Here is a 23,675-nt window from a genome sequence, read left to right as displayed (position 1 = left end):
TTACATCTTCAAATAAAAGTCTTTTGTAAGATTTGTGTATTCTGTAGTGTATTTATGGCGGTCTGTTTCAATGGTTAATTCATCAACTAATGGTTCTTGTTCTATTCGGGAAAAAGCCAATAAACTGCGTTTCACTTCTGATGTGGTGTTTCCTTTAACTCGAGTTATTTTCAATGGAAATAATCCAACTGAATGAGCTAATTCTATAAAATTTTCTTCTTCTTTATAGGGAATAATGACTGTGAAAATTCCATTTTCTGAAAGTAATGCTTGTGCCGATTCTATTAACTCATCAAACGGTAAAGCTTCCTGAAAGCGTGCCTGATCTCGTTTGTCATTTCCTGATGAATAATTTTCGGAATAAAAAGGTGGGTTCGATACAATTAAATCATATTCTTCTTCCTCTTCAAAAAGTTCTTCGGTAAATTCATCAATCGATGCGTGGTAGCAAAACAAACGGTCGTTCCATTTACTTTGTTCAAAATTTTCAACACATTGTTCGTAAGCTTCTTCGTCTATTTCTACTGCATCAATGTGCTGTGCATCGCTTCTTTGGGCTAACATTAAAGCAATTAATCCTGTGCCTGCGCCAATATCCAATATGTTGAATGGTTTATGAAAAAGGGGAGTCCAAGCGCCTAACAAAACGCCGTCTGTGCCCACTTTCATGGCACAACGATCTTGTTGAACGGTAAATTGTTTAAATGAGAACATTGAAGTAGATTTTACTTCAAAATTACTGTTTTAAATGAAAATAAGGGTAATTAAAGATACAAATCAATCAATCCTTCCGGAGTATTGAAAAGAATGGATTTGTTTTCGCGATTTACTTCAATAATGAATTCATCAATTAAAGGAATCAGTATCACGGCATCATCCTTCTGAACTTCAAACAGTGCTTGCACACCGTTGTCGCTAATTCGTAAAATGGTTCCAAAATTACCTAACCGCTGGTCAATGGCATCAAAACCAACAACCTCGTGGTAGTAAAATTTGTTTCCTTCTAATTTAGGAAGCATGGTAAGCGGTAAGTAAACATCTTTCCCTACAATGGTGTCAGCATCTTCTTCAGAATCCATATCTTCAAATTGGGTACGAAGAAATTTTTCTCTGTGGATTGATGATTTTTCAATAAAAAAAGGAACCAAATGTCCGTTTATTTCAACGAACATTGATTCCAATTCTGTGTACAATTCCGGCTCGTCCGTGTCTAAATAAACCAAGACTTCGCCTTTGAAACTATATTTCTTAGCGATTTTTCCTAAATAAAAACAATCTTTTTTACGCATTCAAAATCGCTTACAAATTATGCTTCAGTTTCTTCTGTATTTTCTTCTACTTCTGGAGTAGCTTCTTCTGCAGTTGCAGCTTCAGCAGCAGCTTTAGCTTCTTGTGCAGCAGCAATACGTTTTGCATTTACTTCTTTTTCAGCGTTTAATGCAGCAGCTTTAGCAGCAGCTTTGTTATCAGCCAATCCAGAAACTTTTGAACTTACTTTGTTTGTTTTTTCATCTAACCAAGCAGTGAATTTTGCATCAGCTTGCTCTTGTGTTAAAGCACCTTTACGTACACCACCGTTCAAGTGATGTTTTAATAAAGCACCTTTGTAAGATAAAATTGCACGAGCAGTATCTGTTGGTTGTGCACCGTTAAATAACCATTTTGCAGCAGCATCAACATTTAAGTCAATTGTTGCAGGGTTAGTGTTAGGATTGTAAGTTCCGATTTTTTCTAAGAATTTACCATCTCTTTTAGCACGTGCGTCAGCAGCTACTACCCAGTAAAAAGGTTTTCCTTTTTTACCGTGTCTTTGTAATCTAATTTTTACAGACATAATCTTTAAATGATTTAAGCGAGGTTCCCGACCTCTTAATTATTAAAATTGAAGTGCAAAAGTAATTATTTTTTTGTAATGATTGATTATTAACTAGTAAAAATTAACCTTAAGTTGTTAAATTTTAAAAAAGTTAAATAATTATTAAAAAAAATGATTTGCTGTTAAAGAAAAAATTCTATTTTTGTTTGGTAACATTGAATTCAGAATCTAAATAGAATATGAAAAAATACTTTTTATTTGCATTAATGGCAGTTTCACTAGTGTCTTGCGAAGAAGAACTAACTACTAATAGTCCTACGTTTGAAGCCATGAAAAGTTATGACTTTTGGCGTGCTACAAAATTAACGGCAAATGTTGATAATGGTAATTTGGTAATTGTTGGTGCAACCGATTCAGAAAACGTTACTTTATTCATTCATAATTATGAATCAGGAAAAGAATATGAATTAGGTACAACCAACCATCACGTTGCTACGTATTCTAAAATAGAAAATGATAAAGTGTACTTATATAGTACATCATCATCAACAGGAAAAGGATATATTAAGTTAGATCCGGTTGAAAAACAAGTTCCGGGAACAATCTCAGGAACGTTTATGGCTGAAATGGTACCGGTTGATCCTACTTTGGTTTTGCCAGAAACACCACTTGTTAATTTAAATAAAGGAGTGTTTTTTAGAATTCCTTTAGTTTATCCACCAGCGCAACCAGAAACGCCAAATCCATAATAAATTTTAATAAATTTGTTTAACACATACTTAAGTCGTTCTTTTTTAAGAGCGACTTTTTTTATCGTAACTTTGTATAAAATCAAGCTGAATTTTTCCCATGTACATAATTTTTGATACCGAAACAACTGGTTTGCCTAAAGATTGGAATGCACCTATTACCGATGTTGATAATTGGCCGCGCTGTATACAGATTGCCTGGCAGTTGCATGATGAAATGGGAAATGTTGTGGAACATGAAGATTATTTAATTAAGCCCGAAGGTTTTGATATTCCTTATGATTCTGAACGTATCCACGGAATTTCTACCTTATTGGCAACCGAAAAAGGTATTGATATAAATACGGTCCTAACCAAGTTTAATACGGCTTTGGGTAAAGCTAAATTTGTTGTAGGGCAAAATGTTGGGTTTGATTTGAATATTATGGGTGCCGAATTTCATCGTGCATCGGTAACTACGCCGTTAAATTCAATGGCAGTTTTGGATACATGTACCGAAGTTACTGCCAATTTATTGAAACTTCCTGGTGGTCGTGGTGGTCGTTTTAAATTGCCTACATTGACTGAACTGCACGAATATTTGTTCGATGTACCTTTTGGCGAAGCCCATAACGCAACTGCCGATGTGGAAGCTACTACAAGATGTTTTTTTGAATTGATCCGTAAAAATGTTTTTACAGAAAACGAATTGCAACAACCTGCCGGATATTTACAGCATTTCAAAGAAGTAAACCCGCAGCCTTTTCAGTTAATTGGTTTAAAGCACATCAATCTTAAAAAAGCATCCGAAGAAATTCGCAAGCAGTTAGAAGCTGCAGGTGTTATAAAAGATGATGCCGAGAAAACCACCATTACAGCCGATGTAAAAAAAGCCTACAACGAAGCGGTTTTTGCGCATTTGCATAATCATACACAGTTTTCGGTTTTGCAATCTACGATCGATATTGGTGCAATGATCAAAAAATCGGCAAAAGAAAAAATGTCAGCTTTGGCAATGACCGATCACGGGAACATGATGGGCGCTTTCAAGTTTGTTAGTGCAGTTTTAGATCATAACAAAAATGCAATAAAAGCCAACGAAGCTGCGATTGAAAACGGAGAAGATCCTAAAGAAACCGAGCTAAAACCTATTGTTGGTTGCGAGTTTTTTGTGTGCGAAAATCATACTGATAAATCTAAAAAAGACAACGGATATCAGGTAGTTCTTTTGGCAAAAAATAAAAAAGGATATCACAACCTTGCAAAACTATCGTCAATAGCGTCAATTAACGGTTTTTACTATGTTCCGCGTATCGATAAACAGGTTCTTTTGCAATATAAAGAAGATATTATTGTGCTTTCCGGAAATTTGTATGGCGAAGTACCCAGTAAGATTTTAAATGTTGGTGAAAAGCAGGCAGAAGAAGCACTTTTGTGGTGGAAAGAACATTTTAAAGACGATTTTTATCTGGAAATCATGCGCCACAATCAGGAAGATGAAGATCGTGTAAATAAAACACTGATCGCGTTTTCTAAAAAGCACAACGTAAAGTTAATCGCTACAAACAATACTTATTATTTAGAACAATCTGATGCCAATGCGCACGATATTTTATTGTGTGTAAAAGATGGCGAAAAACAGGCAACACCAATTGGTCGTGGACGCGGCTATCGTTACGGCTTGCCAAATCAAGAGTATTATTATAAAACTCAAGACGAAATGAAGGCACTTTTTAAGGATCTGCCCGAAGCCATTATCAATATCCAGGAAATTGTGGATAAAATTGAAGTTTATTCGTTATATCGAGATATTTTATTACCGAAATTTGATATTCCAGCCGAATTTATCCATCCAGAAGATGAAATTGATGGAGGTAAAAGAGGCGAAAATGCTTATTTACGCTATTTAACTTACGAAGGTGCAAAACGCCGATACAAAGAAATCAATGATGTTATAACCGAACGATTAGATTTTGAACTAAAAACAGTAGAAAATTCAGGTTATCCGGGATATTTCTTAATTGTTCAGGATTTCATTGCCGAAGCCCGTAAAATGAACGTGTCGGTTGGTCCGGGTCGTGGATCTGCTGCTGGTTCTGCAGTGGCTTATTGTTTGGGAATTACAAATTTAGATCCTATAAAATACGATTTACTTTTTGAGCGTTTCTTGAATCCTGATCGTGTATCAATGCCCGATATCGATATCGATTTTGATGATGAAGGTCGTGGTCGAGTTATGGATTACGTAATCAATAAATACGGATCTAATCAGGTGGCACAAATCATCACGTATGGTAAAATGGCAACAAAATCGGCAATTAAAGATGCAGCGCGTGTATTGGATTTACCTTTGTATGAATCGGAGCGTATCGCTAAAATGATTCCAACGATGATGCCTAGCAAGTGGAATTTACGTCGATTTTTATCTGAACCAGAAGATGCAATTAAGAAAGCTTTGCGATCTGATGAGTTTGATGCAGTTAAAGAATTAATCAGCGTTGCCAATCAAAATGATTTGTTATCTGAAACCATTCAGCAGGCAAAAATTATCGAAGGATCAATGCGTAATACGGGAATTCATGCCTGTGGAGTAATCATTACGCCAGACGATATTACCAATTTCGTTCCTGTGCAAACCGCAAAAGATTCCGATTTATATGTAACCCAATTTGATAACTCGGTTGCCGAAAGTGCCGGTTTGTTGAAGATGGATTTCTTGGGCTTAAAAACCCTTACCTTAATAAAAGATACAGTTGCAATTATAAAACAACGTACCGGTTTGGAGATCGATCCAGAAGAAATTCCGATTGACGATGTTAAAACCTACGAATTGTTCCAACGCGGTGAAACGGTAGGTGTGTTCCAATACGAATCGCCCGGAATGCAGAAATACATGCGTGAGCTGAAACCAACGGTTTTTGGAGATTTAATTGCCATGAATGCTTTGTATCGCCCGGGTCCGTTAGAATATATTCCATCGTTCGTTCGACGAAAAAATGGCGAAGAAGAAATTACGTACGATTTAGATGCGTGCGAAGAATATTTAAAAGAAACCTACGGAATTACCGTTTATCAGGAACAGGTAATGCTTTTGTCGCAAAAACTGGCAGGTTTTACCAAAGGTGAAGCCGATGTTTTGCGCAAGGCAATGGGTAAAAAGCAAAAAGATGTTTTGGATAAAATGAAGCCTAAATTTGTAGAACAAGCAGCTGCAAAAGGTCATGATCCAAAAACATTAGAAAAAATCTGGAAAGACTGGGAAGCCTTTGCATCCTACGCCTTCAACAAATCGCACTCAACTTGCTATGCGTGGGTGGCGTATCAAACCGCATATTTTAAGGCACATTATCCGGCAGAATATATGGCTGCGGTGCTTTCAAACAACATGAACGATATTAAATCGGTTACGTTTTTTATGGAAGAATGTCGTAGAATGGGCTTAGATGTTTTAGGTCCAGATGTAAACGAATCGCACTACAAATTTGCTGTGAACGAGAATTATCAGATCCGTTTTGGAATGGGGGCAATAAAAGGAGTGGGCGAAGGTGCTGTGAACACGATTATCGAACATAGAAAAGACGGAAATTATAAATCAATTTTTGATCTCGCTAAACGAATCGATTTAAGATCAGCCAATAAAAAAGCATTCGAAAACTTGGCGTTAGCGGGTGGTTTCGATTGTTTTACCGATACACATCGTGCACAATATTTTTATACCGAAGGCGACGGAATTACCTTTTTGGAAAAAGCTATGAAGTATGGCGGTAAGTATCAAGATAATGAAAATTCGGCGCAGGTTAGTTTGTTTGGTGAAAGTAGCGAAGTGCAGATTCCAGAGCCTGTAATTCCAAGTTGCGAAGAATGGACAACCATGGAGAAACTGGCAAAAGAAAAAGATGTTGTTGGAATTTATATTTCGGGACATCCGTTAGATGATTTTAAGTTCGAACTGAAATATTTCTGTAATGTAAAGTTGGAACAGTTAAAACATTTAGATTCTTTGGTTGGTAGAACCGTAACTTTTGGCGGAATGATTTCTAACGTACAGTTTAAAACATCGAGCAAAGGAAAAGATTGGGCAATGTTTACGGTAGAAGGTTACGACGAAAGTATTGAAATGCGCATGTTTAACGAAGATTATTTAAAAAACCGACATTTTCTGTTGAACAATACTTTTGTGTATTTTAAAGTGTATATAAAAGAAGGTTGGATTAAAAAAGATACAAACGAACGTGCCGAACCACGCTTGCAATTTGTAGAATTGAAGCTGTTGAACGAAGTAATACCAACGTTTGCAAAAAAACTGATTATTCAGATCGATGTTCGTAAACTGAAAGAAATGCAGGTTGATAAAATACGAATGGTTATGGATAAAAATCCGGGGACGAAATCGGTTGTTTTTGAAGTGTTTGAATTAGAGGAAGTTCAAAATAGATTGCAAACTCAAGTGGTTCATAAATTGTTGGAAGATACATCTGACGAAATTCAAGACGATATTTCGGAACAAATCGAAGAGAAATCGCCCGAAATTGAAGTGCCCGAGGTTCAGTATCTTAAGAAAAATCTGTTAGAAATGCCAAGTAAAAACATGCGCATTGAAATATCATCAGATTTGTTGGAAGAGCTAGAGCGTATGCAGGTTTCGTTCCGTTTAAATTAAAAACCTTTATGTAATTATAGATATTAGTTATAGTTGTTAACTTGTAGCAATTAAAAAAATAACTAAATTTGTATATATAGATTTATAAAAACTAAAATTATGGCTTTAGAAATAACAGATGCAACATTTGAAGAAGTAGTATTAAAATCAGCACAACCGGTAGTAGTAGATTTTTGGGCAGAATGGTGTGGTCCTTGTAAAATGTTAGGTCCAACAATTGAGGAATTAGCCGGAGATTTTGAAGGAAAAGTTGTTGTAGGAAAAGTAGACGTAGATGCAAACCAAGATTTTGCTTCACAATACGGTGTGCGTAACATACCAACGGTATTAATTTTCCAAAACGGAGAAGTAGTAGGTCGCCAAGTTGGTGTAGCACCAAAGCAAACTTATGTTGATGCACTTACCAAATTGTTGTAATAAGTACAAAATATAGTAATAAAAGTACCAGAATTAGTTCTGGTATTTTTTTTGTAAATGATTGAAAAGTAACGGTGTAAAAAAAATATTTAAAACAGTATCTTATTTTTTTTAAAAAATGTTTGCACCATTAGTAAATGGTCGTATATTTGCACCGTTGAAATGATGAAGCAAACGCAACATTAACTTAACAAACGGTTTGGTAGTTCAGTTGGTTAGAATACATGCCTGTCACGCATGGGGTCGCGGGTTCGAGTCCCGTCCAGACCGCAAAACAAAGAACACGGTTCTTTACAATTTTGCGAAAGTAAAATTTCTTTGACATAAAACATTATCTTGGTTTGGTAGTTCAGTTGGTTAGAATACATGCCTGTCACGCATGGGGTCGCGGGTTCGAGTCCCGTCCAGACCGCCAAGATACAATAGCCCTTCGGTTACGAGGGGCTTTTGTGCCCTTTAATGTTTTGGTTTGGTAGTTCAGTTGGTTAGAATACATGCCTGTCACGCATGGGGTCGCGGGTTCGAGTCCCGTCCAGACCGCGAAATTCGCGCAAGAATTTAAACTTAGTTGTGTTGTTTAGGTACGCAAGTACCTGGTTTAGTAGTTAGACCAATGAAAAGCTTTCCAAATCGGAGGGCTTTTTTGATTTTTATCTTACCTAATAAAACCATAGTTTTGTATTTCACAATACATAAACATGAAAAAAATACTTTTACTGCTTTTAATTTTAATTGTCAATAGTTTTTCGGTATTTGCACAAGACGAGGTTAAATCATTTGTTCAACAGAAAGCAAGTCCAAAAGAAGGTTTGCAGGCTTTTATGAAAGAGTTTGTAAACAAATTCGATTATAAAAATGCAGATAAAATTCCTAACGATGTAACTGAAATTAAATTGCGTGTAAAGTTTGTAGTTGAAAAAGATGGATCCTTTAATGATATCACTTTAGTTGATGATACTTATAACTTTAAAAACGAAGTAATACGTATTTTAAACGAAATGCCTGTTTGGAATCCTGCTATGCACGAAGGTAAAAATGTTCGGTCGTCATTTACATTGCCTATAACTATTAGAATAACTCCGTCGGCAGTAACTTCACCAGATGAAATTGTTTTAAAAACACCTGAAGAAATAAATACGTTCAACGCTTTGTTAAAATCGAATAAAATTGATACTGATTTTTTTGATTTAACTTGTGATTGTACGTTGGCTCGAAGTTCAAAAAATGATGAGTTGAAGTCTGAGGAATTTTATATGACTTCGCAAGATCAAAAGGCATCGTATAATGTAGCTTTTAGAAAATTAACTTCACAACAAGCTAAAGATGAAATTGCAACTATTCATAGTGATGCCGTAAAACAAAATTCAGTTGTTAAAAAAGTGTCATTTAATGGAATAGATGCTACTGAACTTCACGTTAATATCCCAAATGGTGATTATGTAAATGTTTACCGAATGCTGTTTTTTTATTACAATGAATATGTTATAGCTGTAAGTGTAGTTTCGTATAAAACACAATTAGCGGATTTGTTATTTGAGCATCTTAAAAGAAATTTTAAGTTGAAAATTTAAAAAGATGTTATGAGAACTTTCCTGCTCATCTTTCTTATTATGTTTTCTTCAGCTACAATTCAAGCTCAAGAAGTAAACGAGATGGATGATGACAAAGTGTACAGATTTGTCCAAAAAAAGGCAGAACCAAAACAAGGGATGTCTAAATTTTTGCAAGCCTTTACTGGTCAATTTAACTCGTTGGTTATTCCACCGAAATTTGATGAGATTTCTTTTAAATTAAAATTCGTCATTGAGAAAAACGGTACGCTTTCTAATATCGAAATAGAAGAAAACGAGCATGCTTATGCGTATGTTGAAGAAATAGTAAGAGTTTTAAAACTGATGCCTGCTTGGCAACCCGCAGAAAATAAAGGAAAAATAGTTCGGTCTGTTCATGTAATACCTGTTAAATTGAGATTTCCTTTAAGAAGTGTTGACAAAGCGTTATTAGATAAAGCAATTTTAGAACGAACAGTAAGTACCGAGTATTTTGAGTTTGAGTGCAATTGTAAACTAATCAACAGCAATACAAACCAATACAATAAGGTTAAAGAATTTGCTTATAACACAGCCGATAACAACGTTTTTTATTCTATTAATTTGAAAGAAATACTTTTGAGTAATACAGCAAATCATTTCGATTTAATTAAAGCCGATGCCGAAAAGCAAAAAGCAACCATTAATGAAGTTGATTATAAAACGCACAAAGCTTTAGAAAGTAATTTTGTTGTGAATGGAAGTGAAAGTGTATTTTATAATAACGTACTTTACTTTATCGCTGGAAATTATTTAATAACTATAACAGTGATTTCGACAAACGAACAAATTTCAAAGTTTAATTTTGCCGATTTAAAACAAACGTTTAAACTTAAATTATAAAAATGAAAAATATTATATTATTATTGTTAGTGCTTTTTGTTAGATCACAAATGTTCGGACAAAAAGAAAATCAGCAAGAAAATAATAAGGTTTATAGTTTTGTACAAGAAAAGGCTTCTCCAATTGAAGGGATGTCGGGTTTCTATCAAAATTATGTAAGAAAGATTAATAGAAAGAAATTTTCATCATCCACAGTTACATTGGATGTAAGATTAAAATTTATTGTCGAAAAAGATGGTTCTTTTAGCGATATTCAAGTTCTAAATGAAAGTGCTGAAGGTTTAGGCGAAGAAGCAATTCGTGTTTTAAAAACAATGCCTGCGTGGAATCCTGCAAAACATAACGGGCAAAAAGTTCGTTCTTCATTTACTTTGCCAATGAGAATGACATTAAAAGCAGAAAGAGAAATCGAAGAAGCTGAAAAAACAGAAGAGATAAGAGCTTTAATAACAGTTTCAAAAGTAGAAACTGAATATTTTGAATTAAAATGTAACGATTGCACTGTTACAACAGGTCTGGGAAAAACCGATTTTAGAATTGAGAATATAGATAATTCTGTTGAATATCAAGTAACTATAATGCAAATGCCTGAAGATTTAGGTAATGAAATGGTAAAAATGCTAGATAATAATGTAAAAGACCCAAATGCAACTTTTAAGGATATTGTATTTTTAGAAATTCCAATGAAAGAGGTAGGGTTTTATGACGAATTTTCAGAAAATCCATACATACAAATTATTGGATTTTATAAAAGTGGTCATTTTTTCAGCATTAGTGTAGCATCTTATAAAAGGGAATTAGCAATAAAATTTATGAACGAATTAAAACAAACCTTCAAACTTAAATTATAACTATGAAAAATATTTTATTATTGTTTGTACTTTTTGTTACATCACAAATTTTCGCGCAAGAAGAAAATCAGCAAGAAAATCAGCAAGAAAATAATAAGGTTTATAGTTTTGTTCAAACAAAAGCGCAACCTAAAGAGGGGATACATCAGTTTATGAATAATTTTATAAATGCTTTTAGTTTAAACGGATTACCAATATCTAATCTCTTTGAATTAAAAGTAAAATTACGTTTCATAGTAGAAAAAGATGGCTCGTTTTCTGATATTAAAATAGTTTCCGAAGATTGTGTTGGTGCAGGCGAAGAAGCAATTCGTGTTTTAAAAACAATGCCCGCTTGGAAACCTGCTACACACAACGGTAAAATGGTTCGCTCTGCTTTTACATTGCCTATGAAAATACGCGTTGATGAAGATGATAAAAAACTTCGTGAAACTCAAGAAAAATCTTTAAATGAAATTGAAGAAAAGAATGAAACAATATCTGAAACTTACTTAAAATCATTAGATAATTTTCTTATTAACACAGATTTGTTTGAGTTTAAATGCAACTGTATTTTTGTTAAAAAGGATAATAAAAAAGATCTTTATTACGAGAGTCAAGATGAATCAGCTTATTATCAAATTTCGGTTGAAAAGAAAGATGCGAAAGAAGCTGAACAGACTATAAAAGACGTGAAAATCAATATGATTAACCAAGGTTTTATAGTAAGTGAAATACAATTGTCTGAAAGTAAAGCTGTAGAATTGACAATTTATACAAGAAGTTACAGACCATTTAGTAAATCAAAGATGATTGTATTGTATAAAGAAGGCTATTTTATAGGTATAGTTATATCATCCGAAGATCCGAAAATCGCCGATGCTGTTACAGAACATTTCAAACAAACCTTCAAACTAAAATTATAAATATGAAAAATATTTTTTTTGTCATTTTTGTTTTTATGGCTGGATTTCAATCAATAGCGCAAGAGAATATGCTGGAAGAAGATAATAGAATTCATACTTTTGCCCAAGTCAAGGCAATTCCTTCTGAAGGTCTAAATAAATTAAAATATAAGTTAGCTATTGAACTTAAAAGATATAAAAATGAAAAAGGTCTTGATGCTCTAATATTTCAATTTATTGTTGAAAAAGATGGTTCACTTTCAAATATTCAGGTAAAAAATGAGAATTTATCTGAAAAAAACATTCAAAAAGCAATATCTGTTTTGAAAAAATCAAAATGGATTCCAGCAAAACACGTTGGGAAATCTGTTCGTTCACGATTTACTATATCTATGAGTTTAAATGCAGATTAAGAGTTTGATTTAATCTCGATAGTATAGTTTAAAATCTAAAACCAAACACTCCAGTATTTCCAAACGGTGTGAATATAAATCCCAAATAAAATCATACAGAAAACAAATTTTATAAAGGTAGATGCCAAAAAACCAAAAAAAGATCCGGTTGCGGCTTTTAATGCGCGTTTAGAATCGTTTTGATCGTAAATCAGTTCACCGATAAAAGCGCCAACAAATGGTCCAATGATAAACCCAAATGGGATCGGGGCTAAAATTCCTACAATCAATCCAATGTTTGTGCCCCAAATTCCGTACTTACTACCACCAAAACGTTTGGTTCCTTGAGCTGGAATTACATAATCTAAAATCACAATAATCAGCGTAAAAACAAAGGTAATTCCCAATATCCAGTAATCAAATTTAATGTTTGGCATGGTATACAAAATCAGCAATCCAATCCAACTTAAAGGCGGTCCGGGTAAAGCGGGTAGCACACTTCCTGCAATTCCCACAAACACAAACAATAAACTTACAATGAGTATTAAGATTTCCATAGTTATTTTTGTATTTTTGCTTTTAAATTTACGATTTAATTTTTCATGAAAAATTATTGGGCATTTCTTTTTTTTACTTTTCTGCTTACTTCCTGCAATTTTGTTCAGAAAGAAATACCCAATTCACAAGAGTTGTTACGTCGTGAATTGCATGCGATTGATTGGAGTAAGGTGGACACCTATCCATCGTACGATTCATGCGAAAAACTTACCGATGCTGCTGAAAATAAAGAATGTTTTTTTGATCGATTGAATTTTGAAGTGGTTCGGGTTTTAAAAACCGATTCTCTGGTTAAGATTTCTACGATCGATTCGGTTCAGTTTAAAGTTAGTATTTCATCAAACAGCGAAATTGATTTTAAAACGGAAGCTGTGAACGAAAAATTAATGCCGAAGTTTATGTTAGACAGCATAATGAAAAAGCACAAAAATAGTTTTTCTAAAATTCAGCCGGCAACAAAACGCGGAATTCCGGTTACGACTCAGTTTGTACTGAATGTAAAGTTCAATCCTTCTTCGGATTAAAAATCAACAGAAAGATACTTCCAATCGAAATGGGAATTACCAGATTCAGTAGCCAGATTAAAGCCGCAACAAGGGTTACGATCCATCCATCCACACCAAAAAAGCTGAATAAATAAATAGCCACACTTCCTTTCAATGCAAAATCTACTGCCTGAAAATTCGGTAAGCTCGATGCCAGCAAATAAATACTCGCAACAACCGCCAATAACACAAAATACGGGATTTCAACGCTGAAAAGCGTGTACAAAATAAAGTACTGATGTATTAAAACCAAATACCTAAACAACGCCAAAACAATGTTTTTTCTATGGATTTTTTTAGGAATTTCTTTTAAGCTTTTAAATAGTGTTTGTAGCGAATATCCTTTAATTCGAATATTTTTAACCAGAAGTATCACTAAAATAACAGCAAATAAAATCCCAAAAAACAGTAAAATATATTTTGCGTCAATAAATTGGTGTAAAGAATTTATGTAAAGCGTACCGATTAACCCGAAAGTAACAGAGAAAATTACCTGAATTCCGTTACATACAGCGTTTAAAAAAACAATTTTAACAGCGTGTTTTTTATCGTAAAACCAAGCTTTTCCTGCGTATTCGCCAATTCCGTTTGGTGTAACAATGCCAAATGTAATACCAATTAAGACCTGTTTGGTGCTTTCCCAAATACTTATTGGTTTTACCACTTTAGCTAAATTCTGCCATTTTAAAATCTCTAAAAACCGGTTTAAAAATGTCAGTATTAAAAGTATCGTAACTAAAAACCACGCATTCGGTTTTTGTAATGTTTGCGAAATAATATCCCAATTAAAATCTTTTTCTGTAAGCTGATTTTTAATAAAGTAAAAAGCACCACCCACTACAATTAATTTAAGCAGAAGTAATAAGAATTGTTTAATTTTGGGTGACAGAAATTTCATACTGCAAAGGAATGATTTTTTTAAGCATACGCATACTAAATTAACGAATATTAAGCATTTTGGCTAACGAACGAATTATATTAGGGATTGATCCCGGAACTACAATTATGGGTTTTGGTTTAATTAGAGTTGTGAAAAATTCTATGGAGTTTATACAGCTTAACGAACTGAATCTAGCCAAAATGAGCGATCCGTACTTAAAATTACAACGTATTTTTGAACGAACAATTGAGTTGATTGATACGCATCATCCCGATGAAATTGCAATCGAAGCTCCTTTTTTTGGTAAAAATGTGCAATCGATGTTAAAATTGGGTAGGGCACAAGGTGTTGCTATGGCAGCCGGATTGTCGCGCCAAATTCCTGTGACCGAATACGAACCCAAGAAAATAAAAATGGCAATTACCGGCAACGGAAACGCCAGTAAAGAACAGGTTGCAAAAATGTTGCAGCAATTGTTAGGTTTAAAAGAACTGCCTAAAAACCTGGATTCTACCGATGGTTTGGCAGCAGCTGTTTGTCACTTTTTTAATTCAGGCAAAACCGTTGTTGGCAAAAGTTATTCGGGTTGGGGTGCCTTCGTAAGTCAAAATGCAGACCGCGTAACCAAAAAATAATGGCGGGCATTTACCTACATATTCCTTTTTGCAAGCAGGCGTGTCATTACTGTGATTTCCATTTTTCTACCTCGTTAAAAAAGAAAGAAGAGATGATTTCGGCTTTGCGTCGTGAGCTTTTCTTGCGAAAAAACGAAATTACCGAACCTGTTGATACCATTTATTTCGGTGGTGGAACTCCAAGCGTTTTATCGAACAATGAAATTAATCTGTTGATTGACGAAGTTTATCAGTTGTTTAATGTTGCAGAAAATCCAGAAATTACTTTAGAAGCAAATCCTGATGATTTATCAGCAGATCGAATAAAGCAGTTGGCAGAATCTAAAATCAATCGATTAAGTATAGGCATTCAATCGTTTTTTGATGAAGATTTAAAAATGATGAATCGTGCGCATAATGCCCATGAAGCATGGAATTCGTTGCAAGAAGTCAAAAAATATTTTGATAATATTTCTATTGATCTAATTTACGGAATTCCCGAAATGACGGTTGAGAGATGGAGACAAAACGTACAAAAAGCGTTAGATTTGAATATTCCGCACATATCAAGTTACGCCTTAACGGTTGAACCCAAAACAGCATTGGCTACGTTGATTAAAAACGGAAAGATACCAACACCAGACGATGGAATTGCACACGAACATTTTTTATTGATGATTGAAATGTTAGAAAATGCAGGATTTATTCATTACGAATTATCTAATTTTGGTAAGCCTGATTATTTCTCTAAAAATAATTCAGCGTATTGGCTAGGGAAAAAATATTTAGGAATTGGTCCGTCTGCGCATAGTTTTAACGGCGAAAATCGTTCGTGGAATATCGCGAATAATTCACTGTATATAAACGCAATTCAGAAAGATAAACTACCGAACGAAGTTGAGGTTTTATCAAAAACTGATCGATACAACGAATATGTGATGACAGGATTACGAACGGTTTGGGGTGTATCGTTAGAGAAAATTGAAACCGATTTTGGACAAGATTATTTGGCTTATTTGTTGAAAAACGCACAAGTTTTTCTGACTAACGAAAAGCTGATGATTGAAAATACTATTTTAAAAACAACTTTAAAAGGTAAATTCTTTTGCGACGGAATTGCAAGTGAATTGTTTTGGGTGGATTAACTTTTGTCATTCCGTGCCTGACACGGAATCTCATACACATTTTAAAAATAGTGAGAAGCTGAAGCAAGTTCAGCTTGACAAGTACAAGAGAAAATCTGTGAATGAGTAGAGAAAAATAAGTGATTATGTCATTCCGAACTTGTTTCGGAATCTCATCATTAGTTTATACCTTGCGCAAAGAAGAAATTAATACAACCCGTGCATCTGTGGTAAATAAAAAAATGAAAAAATGAAAACAACAATACAACATAACGATACAACATACAATATAGATTTATCAAAACCAATCGATATTTCTTTACCCATTCAAAATAACGAGCAAAACCCAATTGCGTGGTATTTAGATCAGCCCGAAATAAATCCGGTGGTTATGGGCGATTTTGTGGGAAGTGTTGCCTCGGGAAAATCATCTACAAATTTTAATAATATTCTGTTTAATCCGCATGGACATGGAACGCATACCGAATGTTTGGGGCATATTACCAAAGATTTTTATTCGATCAATCAAACGCTAAAAACCTTCTTTTTTACTGCCGAATTAATTTCTATCGAACCTGAAATGATCAATGATGATTTCGTTATCACTAAAAATCAAATTGAAAAAGCTTTAAACGGATCAAACCCAGAAGCTTTAATCATAAGAACGCTTCCAAATTCAACAGAAAAAAAGCACAAGAATTATTCTAACACCAATCCGGCGTATTTGTCAGAAGAAGCGGCTGTTTTTATTAGAGAAATTGGTGTGGAACATTTGCTTATTGATTTACCAAGTGTTGATAAAGAAGCTGATGAAGGCAAATTAGTGGCGCATAAAGCCTTCTGGAATGTGAAAAATGTAAAAGAAGTAAATGCCGACGCGCGATTTATTTGCACTATTACCGAATTGGTTTTTATTGATAGTGAAGTTGCAGATGGATCGTACATTTTAAACCTGCAAATTGCATCGTTTGAAAATGATGCATCGCCAAGTAAACCGATAATTTATAAAGTAGAAAGCATTTAAGCTTTTTTACAATAAACCACATAGAAACATAGTTTTTTGCGATTTAATTAATGATAATTTTTGCTGAACGTATAGTTTTTAAGTAGTGCTTAAAATTTATAGATCTACCAAATCTATATTCTCTATGATTCTATGTTGTTAAAAGAAAGAAACTCCTTCAAATTGAAGGAGTTTTATGTATAATTAATCTTGTTTTTGACCGTGATTAATATCGTTTCTGTGTTCTAAAACATCTAAGTTTTCGTCAACAAAATAAGCGCTACCAAAACCGTTTACGTAGGCACCTTTCACTGGGTTTAAAGCAATCATGATAAAATCTTCCATAGGAACAATTACTTCAACCACTTTTCCGTGCGCTTCTTTTAATTTTTCAACAACGGTATTCCATTGGTCAGAATCTCTTTCAATTTGAGTTGTAGTAACATCAAAAGTCAAGCGTTCACGAGCATAGATCTGTTTAGAATCGCTTTCATCGGCAATAAACATCATCGATGCTTTTTTCTGATCTCCTAAGTTTTTAGTATGGCGCGCCATAAAAGAAACTAAAATATAGAATTTATTGTCAATGTTAACAAACGGAGCGTAGCTTGAATTTGGATTACCTTCGGCATCAACCGTTCCTAAAATGATCGATTTAGAATTTGCAACCAATTCTTTTACTTTTGGTGCAATAGGCTTAACCTCTTTGTGTGTTGGTGGTGTGTTGTGTGTACTCATTTTAAAAAATTTATTGCAAAAATAGGTATTTATATCGGTTTTATATGTTTAAAGAGTGAAAATCAACGCTGATTGTTAGCGTATAAGTAAATTTTGTACGAACAGGCGATCCGTTTATTGTACCCGGAATCCATTTTTTTGCAGCACGTTTTACAGCTTGCATCATTCGTTTCTGAAAATATTCCAGTTCAGGGTCAACCATTCTAAAACTTGAAACCGAACCGTCTTTTTCAACAATAAAATCAATGGCAATATCAAGCTTAGTTTTTGTTTTTGCTACGTTTAAATTCGCGCGTTCCTGATCAGTCACATAGAAATTATTGCTGACTTTCTCACTAAACTTTTCCATACCGTTTATTGGCGATGCTTTCTGGCGAACCATTTTGAAATAATTGTACTCATTTATTACAAAAGATAGGTTGTACAAACTCGCTTTAGCTGTACCGTCCACAATGGCAGGTTTAAAATTGGGAAGCTGTTTAATAATTGGAACAATCAAGGTTTCCAATTCAAATTCATCGTTTGGAATACTTGCTTTTGTAACCTCGCCTTTATCGTTTAAAAACAATTTTACCTGAATAATATTGTCTTTGCCTCGCATTTTATCAAAAGTGGCATCGGGAATTTCTAATTCTTGAATAATATTCTGAACGTATTGTGTGGCTTCGTAAGGTGGAATTGCCTTTGAGTTTTGAGCAGATGAAACGATGGTTGTTAGAATTACAAAAAGTAAAAGTAATGTGTTTTTCATGGTTATTGATTGATTTTAATTTTAATAGGCAATTTAAAATCTGAACGAACAGGAACTCCATTTTCAGTCGCCGGATTCCATTTTGGCATTGATTTAATAACCCGAACCACTTCTCTGTTGAGGCTGGGTTCATTAGATTCGATAATTTTGATATTTGTTAAACTACCATCTTCTTCAACAATGAATGTTGCAATTATTTTGATTTCTGATTTATCGTTTGCGGAATAATTTTTAATATTAAATCCTCGCATAAATTGACGAAAGTATTCCGTTTTACCAGCTTCTGGAGTTGCTTCTGAAGATATTTCAGTATTTTTTTCTTGCATTGCTATAGGTATAACCAAATTAAAAGCTTTTCTAGACACTACAGCAACACCGTCTTCGGTTTTAGGATTCCATTTTGGTAATTTTTCAATCGCTTTTTTTAGGTTCGATTCTAATTGCAGGGAATCATTTTGAATTTTCGGATTAAAAACCGAACCGTCTTTAGTAATTGTCAGAATAATTGTAATGTCAATGGAACTGTTTGCATATTTCTTACTGATTGCTTCAGGGATTTCCAAATTTGTAGCCAATAGATCTAAATACTCATTTGTGGGAATTGTTGTAGAAGCTTCAACAGTTTGAGCTTTCATTTTGAAAGAGAAAGCTATTACAAAAAGTATAAGTAGTGTGTTTTTCATGGTTCCTTGTTGATTTTAACTTTAATCTTTATAGGTAATAAGGATTCAGAACGTATAGGTACTCCATTTTCAGTTGCAGGATTCCATTTTGGCATCAGCTTCATTACACGTATCACTTCGTTATTAACACTAGGTGCATTTGATTCCACAATTTTTATATCTGTAAGACTACCATCTTTTTCAATACTAAAAGCAACATACACTTCAATATCTCGATTGTTAGATAATTTTGGAGCATTAAACTTTCTTATAAACTGAATATAAAAAGCTTCTATTCCTTGTTCAGGAGTAGCTACTTCGTTAGTACTTGTGTGAATTTCTTTATTTGGAATAAAAATGGATAAATTAAAAGCTTTTCTAGAAACTACAGCAACACCGTCTTCGGTTTTAGGATTCCATTTTGGTAATTTTTCAATCGCTTTTTTTAGGTTCGATTCTAATTGCAGGGAATCATTTTGAATTTTCGGATTAAAAACCGAACCATCTTTTGTAATGGTTAATACAATAGTTAGGTTTAAATCTTGGTTGGCAAATTTTTGTTGAACAGCATCGGGAATTTCCAAGTTACTAGCCAATAAATCTAAATACTCGTTTGTGGGAATGGTTGTAGAAGCTTCAACAGTTTGTGCGTTTGTTTGAAAACTAAAAGCCAACAAAATTAAAAGTAGCGTGTTTTTCATTATTCGTTTTTTGCAAAATTACTAAAATTATTGCAGAACCTGTAAAATAAGAGGTTTTGTAAAAAGATTCATAAAAAATACAGTAGTAAAATAAAGTTTATTAATTTTGTGAAGATTAAAAAATAGTCGTCGCTACATATTTAGTTGAATAGTGATTTGAAAGAAGATTTACATATTTATGGATAAAAAAGATTTACGAAGCGTTATTTTTCGTCATTTAGACGGGATTGTAACCTTGCCTGTTTTAGTTACGCTTAACAACGCCGATATATTGCAGTTTATTTCGAATAATGAAAAAGTAACTTTGAACGAATTAGCAAATCAATTCAATGCGAATGAAGGCTACTTAAACGTGGCATTACGCGTGTTAGCATCACAAGGTTTTTTGAAATATCAAGTTAAACCGCAGGTTTCTGTTGAAAAAACTACAAAGTTCGATCAAATGTTGCGCTATGCAGATTCGTTAAAACCGGTAATGGAAATGATTCAGTTTTCGCAAGGTTTCCATAATCGATTGTTCGAAAAAGAACCTTTTTTAAAGTTAAAACCGTTGTTAGAAAGTTATCAGAACGATACACTTTTACCTTCGGCTTTAAACGATGAAGACAATGAAATTCGCAAACAGCTGAATTATTATGTGGAAGGTTGTTTGGTTGGTCCTACAATTGTTCGTTTGGGAATGAACGGTATGTTTCACAAATATTTTATGGAGTCGAGCTTTAAGGCAGAAGAATATCATAAAGATCCGGAAAGTTTCGAAAAACTGCTCGATTTTCTAACGCATTTAGGTTGGTTCAACAAGAAAAATAACAATTACAGTTTTACAGATCAAGGTTTGTTTTTTGCACGCAGGGCAACATCGTACGGCGTTACGGTTTCGTATTTTCCTATGTTGAGTCAGATGCAGCACCTACTTTTTGGAAATGTTTTAGAAGTGAAGCAAGACAACGGCGGACAGCAAGAAATTCATGTGGACAGAGCCATGAATGTTTGGGGAAGCGGCGGTGCACACGCAACGTACTTTAAAGCGGTTGATGAGTTGATTATCGAAATATTCAACAAACCTCTTGCTGAACAACCAAAAGGGATTTTAGATATGGGTTGCGGTAATGGTGCTTTGCTGGAACATTTGTTTGAAACCATTGAAAACCGAACGTTGCGTGGAAAACATTTAGAAACGCATCCGTTGTTTTTGGTTGGTGCCGATTATAATCAGGAAGCATTAAAAATTACACGTGCCAATTTAATTGCAAACGATATTTGGGCAAAAGTTATTTGGGGCGATATTGGAAATCCGGTAAAATTAGCTGCTGATTTAAAAGATGAATACAACATTGAACTGAACGATTTGCTGAATATGCGTACCTTTTTAGATCATAACAGAATTTGGGAGCAACCTGTAAAAACTGAAAATTTGCAAGAAAGTTCTTCAACCGGAGCTTATGCAACCAACGGCATATTGTTGCCTAACGAATGGGTGGAACAAAGTTTGGTGGAACATTTACAAAAATGGCGGCCATTTATTTCTAAATTCGGATTGTTGGTGATTGAACTTCATACGATTGCCCCTGCAATAACATCGAAGAATATCGGATTAACAGCTGCGACAGCTTATGATGCTACGCACGGTTTTTCGGATCAATATATTTTAGAGCTCGATATTTTTGAAGAATGTGTAAAACGTTCGGGATTGTCGATTGATAATAATTATACTCGAAAATATCCTGCCGATGAACGTGCAAACATCAGTATTCATTTGATAAAATAGAAAAGACCGCGTTGAAAGCGGTCTTTTTGTTATTAATTTTCTAAAGGAAGAAAATTATAGTTTTTAGAATAATACAACATTTGTTCTGCAAATGTTTTAGGATAAGTTACCACAATATCGGTAATTTCGCCTTTTTCATTTGTTACAGGAACAAGCACAGGGTTTACAAAACCGCGGTAAGGTGCCGTGTTGAACTTTTTGCTGCGTTCTAAAACCTCTTTGTGTAGTTGTTTGTCAACTTTTACACCATAATTTTCAACCAGTTCTTTCGCAGCTTTAAAATCTCCTTCTGATTTTATGCGTTGTGTTTCACGCAACAATTGTCCGAACAAATCATGCAAACGCGCATAATCATTTATTTTAAAGTAGGTTTTATTGTCGCGAACCACTTTTTCAATCACGTTGAATTCTTTTCCTTTTTCAAACACCCAAGCCGAAACCCATTGGCGGTTACGCATGTGTGCTTCTTCGATATCCTGACCTGGTTCAATTCTGACCAACTGCGTCATTAATCCGTTGCGGATATAATCGTTATAAGCTGCCATTCCCAGATTCTGCCAATTATCAACCAAACCTAAATCCTGAATTTTTTTATCGTACAAATAGTAAAGCGCAACTAAATCGGCACGACCTTCCTCTAAAGTAGATGCATAACTTTTCAGCGTTTCTTTTGGTGTACCAACTCCCGGATTTAACTGTCCCGATGCGTGCCCAATTACCTCGTGCAATGCCGTATGTAACTTATCAGCCAATTCGCTGTAACGTTGTGAAAGTTGAATTTCATTCTCCTCAAACGCAAATTCCTTTAATTTATCGCCACCGCCGGCTTTGTTGTAAGCATCGATAATATTTCCTAACGAAATTGATTTGGAACCGTGTTCAGCACGAATCCAGTCTGCATTTGGAAGGTTCACACCAATTGGCGTTGCCGGTGACGTATCGCCACTTTCGGCAGCCACTATAACGGTTTTGTAAGATACACCTACCACATTTTTCTTTTTATGTTCGGGCATTAAAGGCGAACTGTCTTCAAACCACTGCGCACTTTTAGAAATGACTTCCATTTTTGCCGACATATCGAAATCTTTAATCTGAACCGTTGATTCGTACGATGCTTTATGCCCTAACGGATCGTTATAAACTTCGATAAATCCGTTGATGTAATCAATATTTCCTTCGGTAGCTTTTACCCAAGCCACGTTGTAATCGTCCCATTTTTTAAGATCGCCGGTTTTGTAAAAATCAATCAAAATCTTCAACGCATCGGCTTGCGGTTTGTTTTCGGCAACTTCTACCGCTTTTTCCAGCCAATAAACAATTTTATCAATTGCAGCGCCGTACATTCCGCCACTTTTCCAAACGCGTTCTTCTATTTTACCCGATTCTGTTCTAACCAGTTTTGAATTCAATCCGGTAGATAAAGGTCGTAAGGTATCTGCAGGAATCATGCTTCCGTAAAAACGCTCTACATCTTTCGCATTTAATCCTTTTCCGTAAAAATTAACCGCCGAACCTTGTACCAAACCTTTCGATTCGTTTAAATTCACTTTTTTTCCATCCACATCGTTAAAAAGAACTTCCACAATACTTGCGTCTAAATTTGTTTTGGTTTCTTTTAATAATTTCTGAAGATACGTTTGCGGAAAATCGGGCTTGATTTTACTGTTTGAATAATGATGGTGAATACCGTTAGAAAACCAGATGCGCTTTAAATAAATCTCGAAATTTTTCCAGTTTTCGCTGTTTTTATCGCCTTTGTAGTTTTTGTAAACATTTTCAAGCGCCGTACGAATTTTTAAGTTGTATTTGTAGTTTTGATCCCAAAAGATATCTCGACCCGAATAGCCAGCCTGTGCCAGATAATACACCAGTTTTTTCTCTTTCAAGGTCAGTTTTTCCCAACCCGGAATATCGTATTTCAGCACCTGAACATCGGCAAATTTTTCAGGTTCAAATTGCACGCTTTGTAAACTGTCTGTAACGCTTTTGTAATTGCTTGCTTTGTTGTTTTTGTTGCAGGCTGTTAGCGATACAACAGCTATTGCTATCATGGTAAACTGACTAAATTTCATGCTTAATTGTGTGATATGAAAAACAAATATATTAAAATTTATGTTGTGAAGTTTTGCTTTGATTGAAACTACCAGATAA

The 23,675-nt window shown here is 34.4% G+C and carries 23 protein-coding genes and 3 tRNA genes; 16 read left to right on the top strand and 10 right to left on the bottom strand.

Features of this window, described 5'->3' with window-relative positions; genetic code table 11:
- Genes BM253_RS00770 through BM253_RS00760 form a run of 3 tightly spaced genes read right to left on the bottom strand, consistent with a single transcriptional unit; the run spans position 1 to position 1,834 of the window.
- The gene (locus BM253_RS00770) at positions 1-714 is read right to left on the bottom strand and encodes a tRNA1(Val) (adenine(37)-N6)-methyltransferase (RefSeq protein WP_091517562.1); all 714 of its coding nucleotides are present in this window, start codon (positions 712-714) and stop codon (positions 1-3) included.
- A gap of 50 nt (positions 715-764) precedes the next feature.
- Complete coding sequence (rimM, locus tag BM253_RS00765) at positions 765-1,289, bottom strand: ribosome maturation factor RimM (protein WP_091517559.1); 525 nt, start codon at positions 1,287-1,289, stop codon at positions 765-767.
- Between the two features lie 17 nt (positions 1,290-1,306).
- Positions 1,307-1,834, bottom strand: coding sequence for a 30S ribosomal protein S16 (locus BM253_RS00760; RefSeq protein ID WP_091517556.1), 528 nt, complete (start codon positions 1,832-1,834; stop codon positions 1,307-1,309).
- Positions 1,835-2,055: 221 nt separating this feature from the next.
- On the opposite strand from BM253_RS00760, the gene BM253_RS00755 reads away from it, so the two are divergent.
- The 11 genes from BM253_RS00755 (at position 2,056) to BM253_RS00705 (ending at position 12,201) form a co-directional block, all read left to right on the top strand.
- On the top strand, positions 2,056-2,565 hold the full coding sequence (locus BM253_RS00755; RefSeq protein ID WP_091517555.1) for a DUF6252 domain-containing protein: 510 nt from the start codon (positions 2,056-2,058) through the stop codon (positions 2,563-2,565).
- A 100-nt stretch (positions 2,566-2,665) separates the two neighbouring features.
- The gene (gene dnaE / locus BM253_RS00750) at positions 2,666-7,204 is read left to right on the top strand and encodes a DNA polymerase III subunit alpha (RefSeq protein WP_091517550.1); all 4,539 of its coding nucleotides are present in this window, start codon (positions 2,666-2,668) and stop codon (positions 7,202-7,204) included.
- Positions 7,205-7,303: 99 nt separating this feature from the next.
- The gene (gene trxA, locus BM253_RS00745) at positions 7,304-7,621 is read left to right on the top strand and encodes a thioredoxin (protein WP_091517547.1); all 318 of its coding nucleotides are present in this window, start codon (positions 7,304-7,306) and stop codon (positions 7,619-7,621) included.
- A 196-nt stretch (positions 7,622-7,817) separates the two neighbouring features.
- Positions 7,818-7,891, top strand: a tRNA-Asp gene (locus BM253_RS00740).
- Between the two features lie 68 nt (positions 7,892-7,959).
- Positions 7,960-8,036 (top strand) — tRNA-Asp (locus tag BM253_RS00735).
- Positions 8,037-8,087: 51 nt separating this feature from the next.
- A tRNA-Asp gene (locus BM253_RS00730) sits at positions 8,088-8,161 on the top strand.
- A 158-nt stretch (positions 8,162-8,319) separates the two neighbouring features.
- Entirely contained in the window at positions 8,320-9,192 is an 873-nt protein-coding gene (locus BM253_RS00725; RefSeq protein WP_091517544.1) for an energy transducer TonB, read from the top strand.
- Between the two features lie 9 nt (positions 9,193-9,201).
- Entirely contained in the window at positions 9,202-10,053 is an 852-nt protein-coding gene (locus BM253_RS00720) for an energy transducer TonB (RefSeq protein WP_143095553.1), read from the top strand.
- A gap of 2 nt (positions 10,054-10,055) precedes the next feature.
- Positions 10,056-10,904 (top strand): energy transducer TonB, encoded by an 849-nt coding sequence (locus tag BM253_RS00715; protein WP_091517538.1) that lies wholly within the window; start codon positions 10,056-10,058, stop codon positions 10,902-10,904.
- Between the two features lie 2 nt (positions 10,905-10,906).
- Positions 10,907-11,809 (top strand): energy transducer TonB, encoded by a 903-nt coding sequence (locus BM253_RS00710; RefSeq protein WP_091517535.1) that lies wholly within the window; start codon positions 10,907-10,909, stop codon positions 11,807-11,809.
- 2 nt (positions 11,810-11,811) lie between these two features.
- Positions 11,812-12,201 carry an energy transducer TonB gene (locus tag BM253_RS00705; RefSeq protein WP_143095552.1) on the top strand — a complete coding sequence of 130 codons (390 nt, stop codon included), beginning with the start codon at positions 11,812-11,814 and terminating at the stop codon, positions 12,199-12,201.
- A gap of 35 nt (positions 12,202-12,236) precedes the next feature.
- On the opposite strand, the gene BM253_RS00700 is transcribed toward BM253_RS00705, so the two are convergent.
- Positions 12,237-12,737, bottom strand: coding sequence for a DUF456 domain-containing protein (locus BM253_RS00700; RefSeq protein WP_091517530.1), 501 nt, complete (start codon positions 12,735-12,737; stop codon positions 12,237-12,239).
- 45 nt (positions 12,738-12,782) lie between these two features.
- Between BM253_RS00700 and BM253_RS00695 the strand changes: the two genes are divergently transcribed.
- Entirely contained in the window at positions 12,783-13,262 is a 480-nt protein-coding gene (locus BM253_RS00695) for a hypothetical protein (protein ID WP_091517527.1), read from the top strand.
- Here BM253_RS00695 and BM253_RS00690 read toward each other — a convergent pair.
- Positions 13,243-14,181: a lysylphosphatidylglycerol synthase domain-containing protein gene (locus BM253_RS00690; protein ID WP_091517524.1), complete on the bottom strand. Its 939-nt coding sequence runs from the start codon at positions 14,179-14,181 to the stop codon at positions 13,243-13,245. The genes BM253_RS00695 and BM253_RS00690 overlap by 20 nt on opposite strands.
- Before the next feature lie 59 nt (positions 14,182-14,240).
- Here BM253_RS00690 and ruvC point away from each other — a divergent pair, with 59 nt between their 5' ends.
- From ruvC to BM253_RS00675, 3 genes are all read left to right on the top strand, one after another.
- Positions 14,241-14,798: a crossover junction endodeoxyribonuclease RuvC gene (gene ruvC, locus BM253_RS00685; RefSeq protein ID WP_091517521.1), complete on the top strand. Its 558-nt coding sequence runs from the start codon at positions 14,241-14,243 to the stop codon at positions 14,796-14,798.
- Positions 14,798-15,922 (top strand): radical SAM family heme chaperone HemW, encoded by a 1,125-nt coding sequence (hemW, locus tag BM253_RS00680; RefSeq protein WP_091517519.1) that lies wholly within the window; start codon positions 14,798-14,800, stop codon positions 15,920-15,922. The genes ruvC and hemW overlap by 1 nt, the downstream gene beginning before the upstream one ends.
- Before the next feature lie 229 nt (positions 15,923-16,151).
- Positions 16,152-16,925 carry a cyclase family protein gene (locus tag BM253_RS00675; RefSeq protein ID WP_091517517.1) on the top strand — a complete coding sequence of 258 codons (774 nt, stop codon included), beginning with the start codon at positions 16,152-16,154 and terminating at the stop codon, positions 16,923-16,925.
- Positions 16,926-17,108: 183 nt separating this feature from the next.
- On the opposite strand, the gene BM253_RS00670 is transcribed toward BM253_RS00675, so the two are convergent.
- The 4 genes from BM253_RS00670 to BM253_RS00655 are packed head-to-tail and all read right to left on the bottom strand — an operon-like array spanning position 17,109 to position 19,756.
- On the bottom strand, positions 17,109-17,642 hold the full coding sequence (locus BM253_RS00670) for a pyridoxamine 5'-phosphate oxidase family protein (RefSeq protein WP_091517514.1): 534 nt from the start codon (positions 17,640-17,642) through the stop codon (positions 17,109-17,111).
- Positions 17,643-17,682: 40 nt separating this feature from the next.
- Positions 17,683-18,393 (bottom strand): energy transducer TonB, encoded by a 711-nt coding sequence (locus tag BM253_RS00665; protein ID WP_091517511.1) that lies wholly within the window; start codon positions 18,391-18,393, stop codon positions 17,683-17,685.
- Positions 18,394-18,395: 2 nt separating this feature from the next.
- Positions 18,396-19,076, bottom strand: a complete 681-nt coding sequence (locus BM253_RS00660) for an energy transducer TonB (RefSeq protein ID WP_091517508.1) — start codon at positions 19,074-19,076, stop codon at positions 18,396-18,398.
- Complete coding sequence (locus BM253_RS00655; protein WP_091517506.1) at positions 19,073-19,756, bottom strand: energy transducer TonB; 684 nt, start codon at positions 19,754-19,756, stop codon at positions 19,073-19,075. The genes BM253_RS00660 and BM253_RS00655 overlap by 4 nt, the downstream gene beginning before the upstream one ends.
- A gap of 178 nt (positions 19,757-19,934) precedes the next feature.
- On the opposite strand from BM253_RS00655, the gene BM253_RS00650 reads away from it, so the two are divergent.
- Complete coding sequence (locus tag BM253_RS00650) at positions 19,935-21,524, top strand: class I SAM-dependent methyltransferase (protein WP_091517503.1); 1,590 nt, start codon at positions 19,935-19,937, stop codon at positions 21,522-21,524.
- Positions 21,525-21,556: 32 nt separating this feature from the next.
- Here BM253_RS00650 and BM253_RS00645 read toward each other — a convergent pair whose 3' ends face one another.
- Positions 21,557-23,596: a dipeptidyl-peptidase 3 family protein gene (locus tag BM253_RS00645; RefSeq protein ID WP_091517500.1), complete on the bottom strand. Its 2,040-nt coding sequence runs from the start codon at positions 23,594-23,596 to the stop codon at positions 21,557-21,559.
- Positions 23,597-23,675: the final 79 nt, after the last annotated feature.

Origin of the sequence: Paenimyroides ummariense (assembly GCF_900115115.1) — a bacterium.
Classification (GTDB): Bacteria; Bacteroidota; Bacteroidia; order Flavobacteriales; family Flavobacteriaceae; genus Flavobacterium; species Flavobacterium ummariense.
The sequence above is the reverse complement of the archived record's forward strand: the minus strand, read 5'-3'. Positions and strand labels throughout refer to the sequence as shown.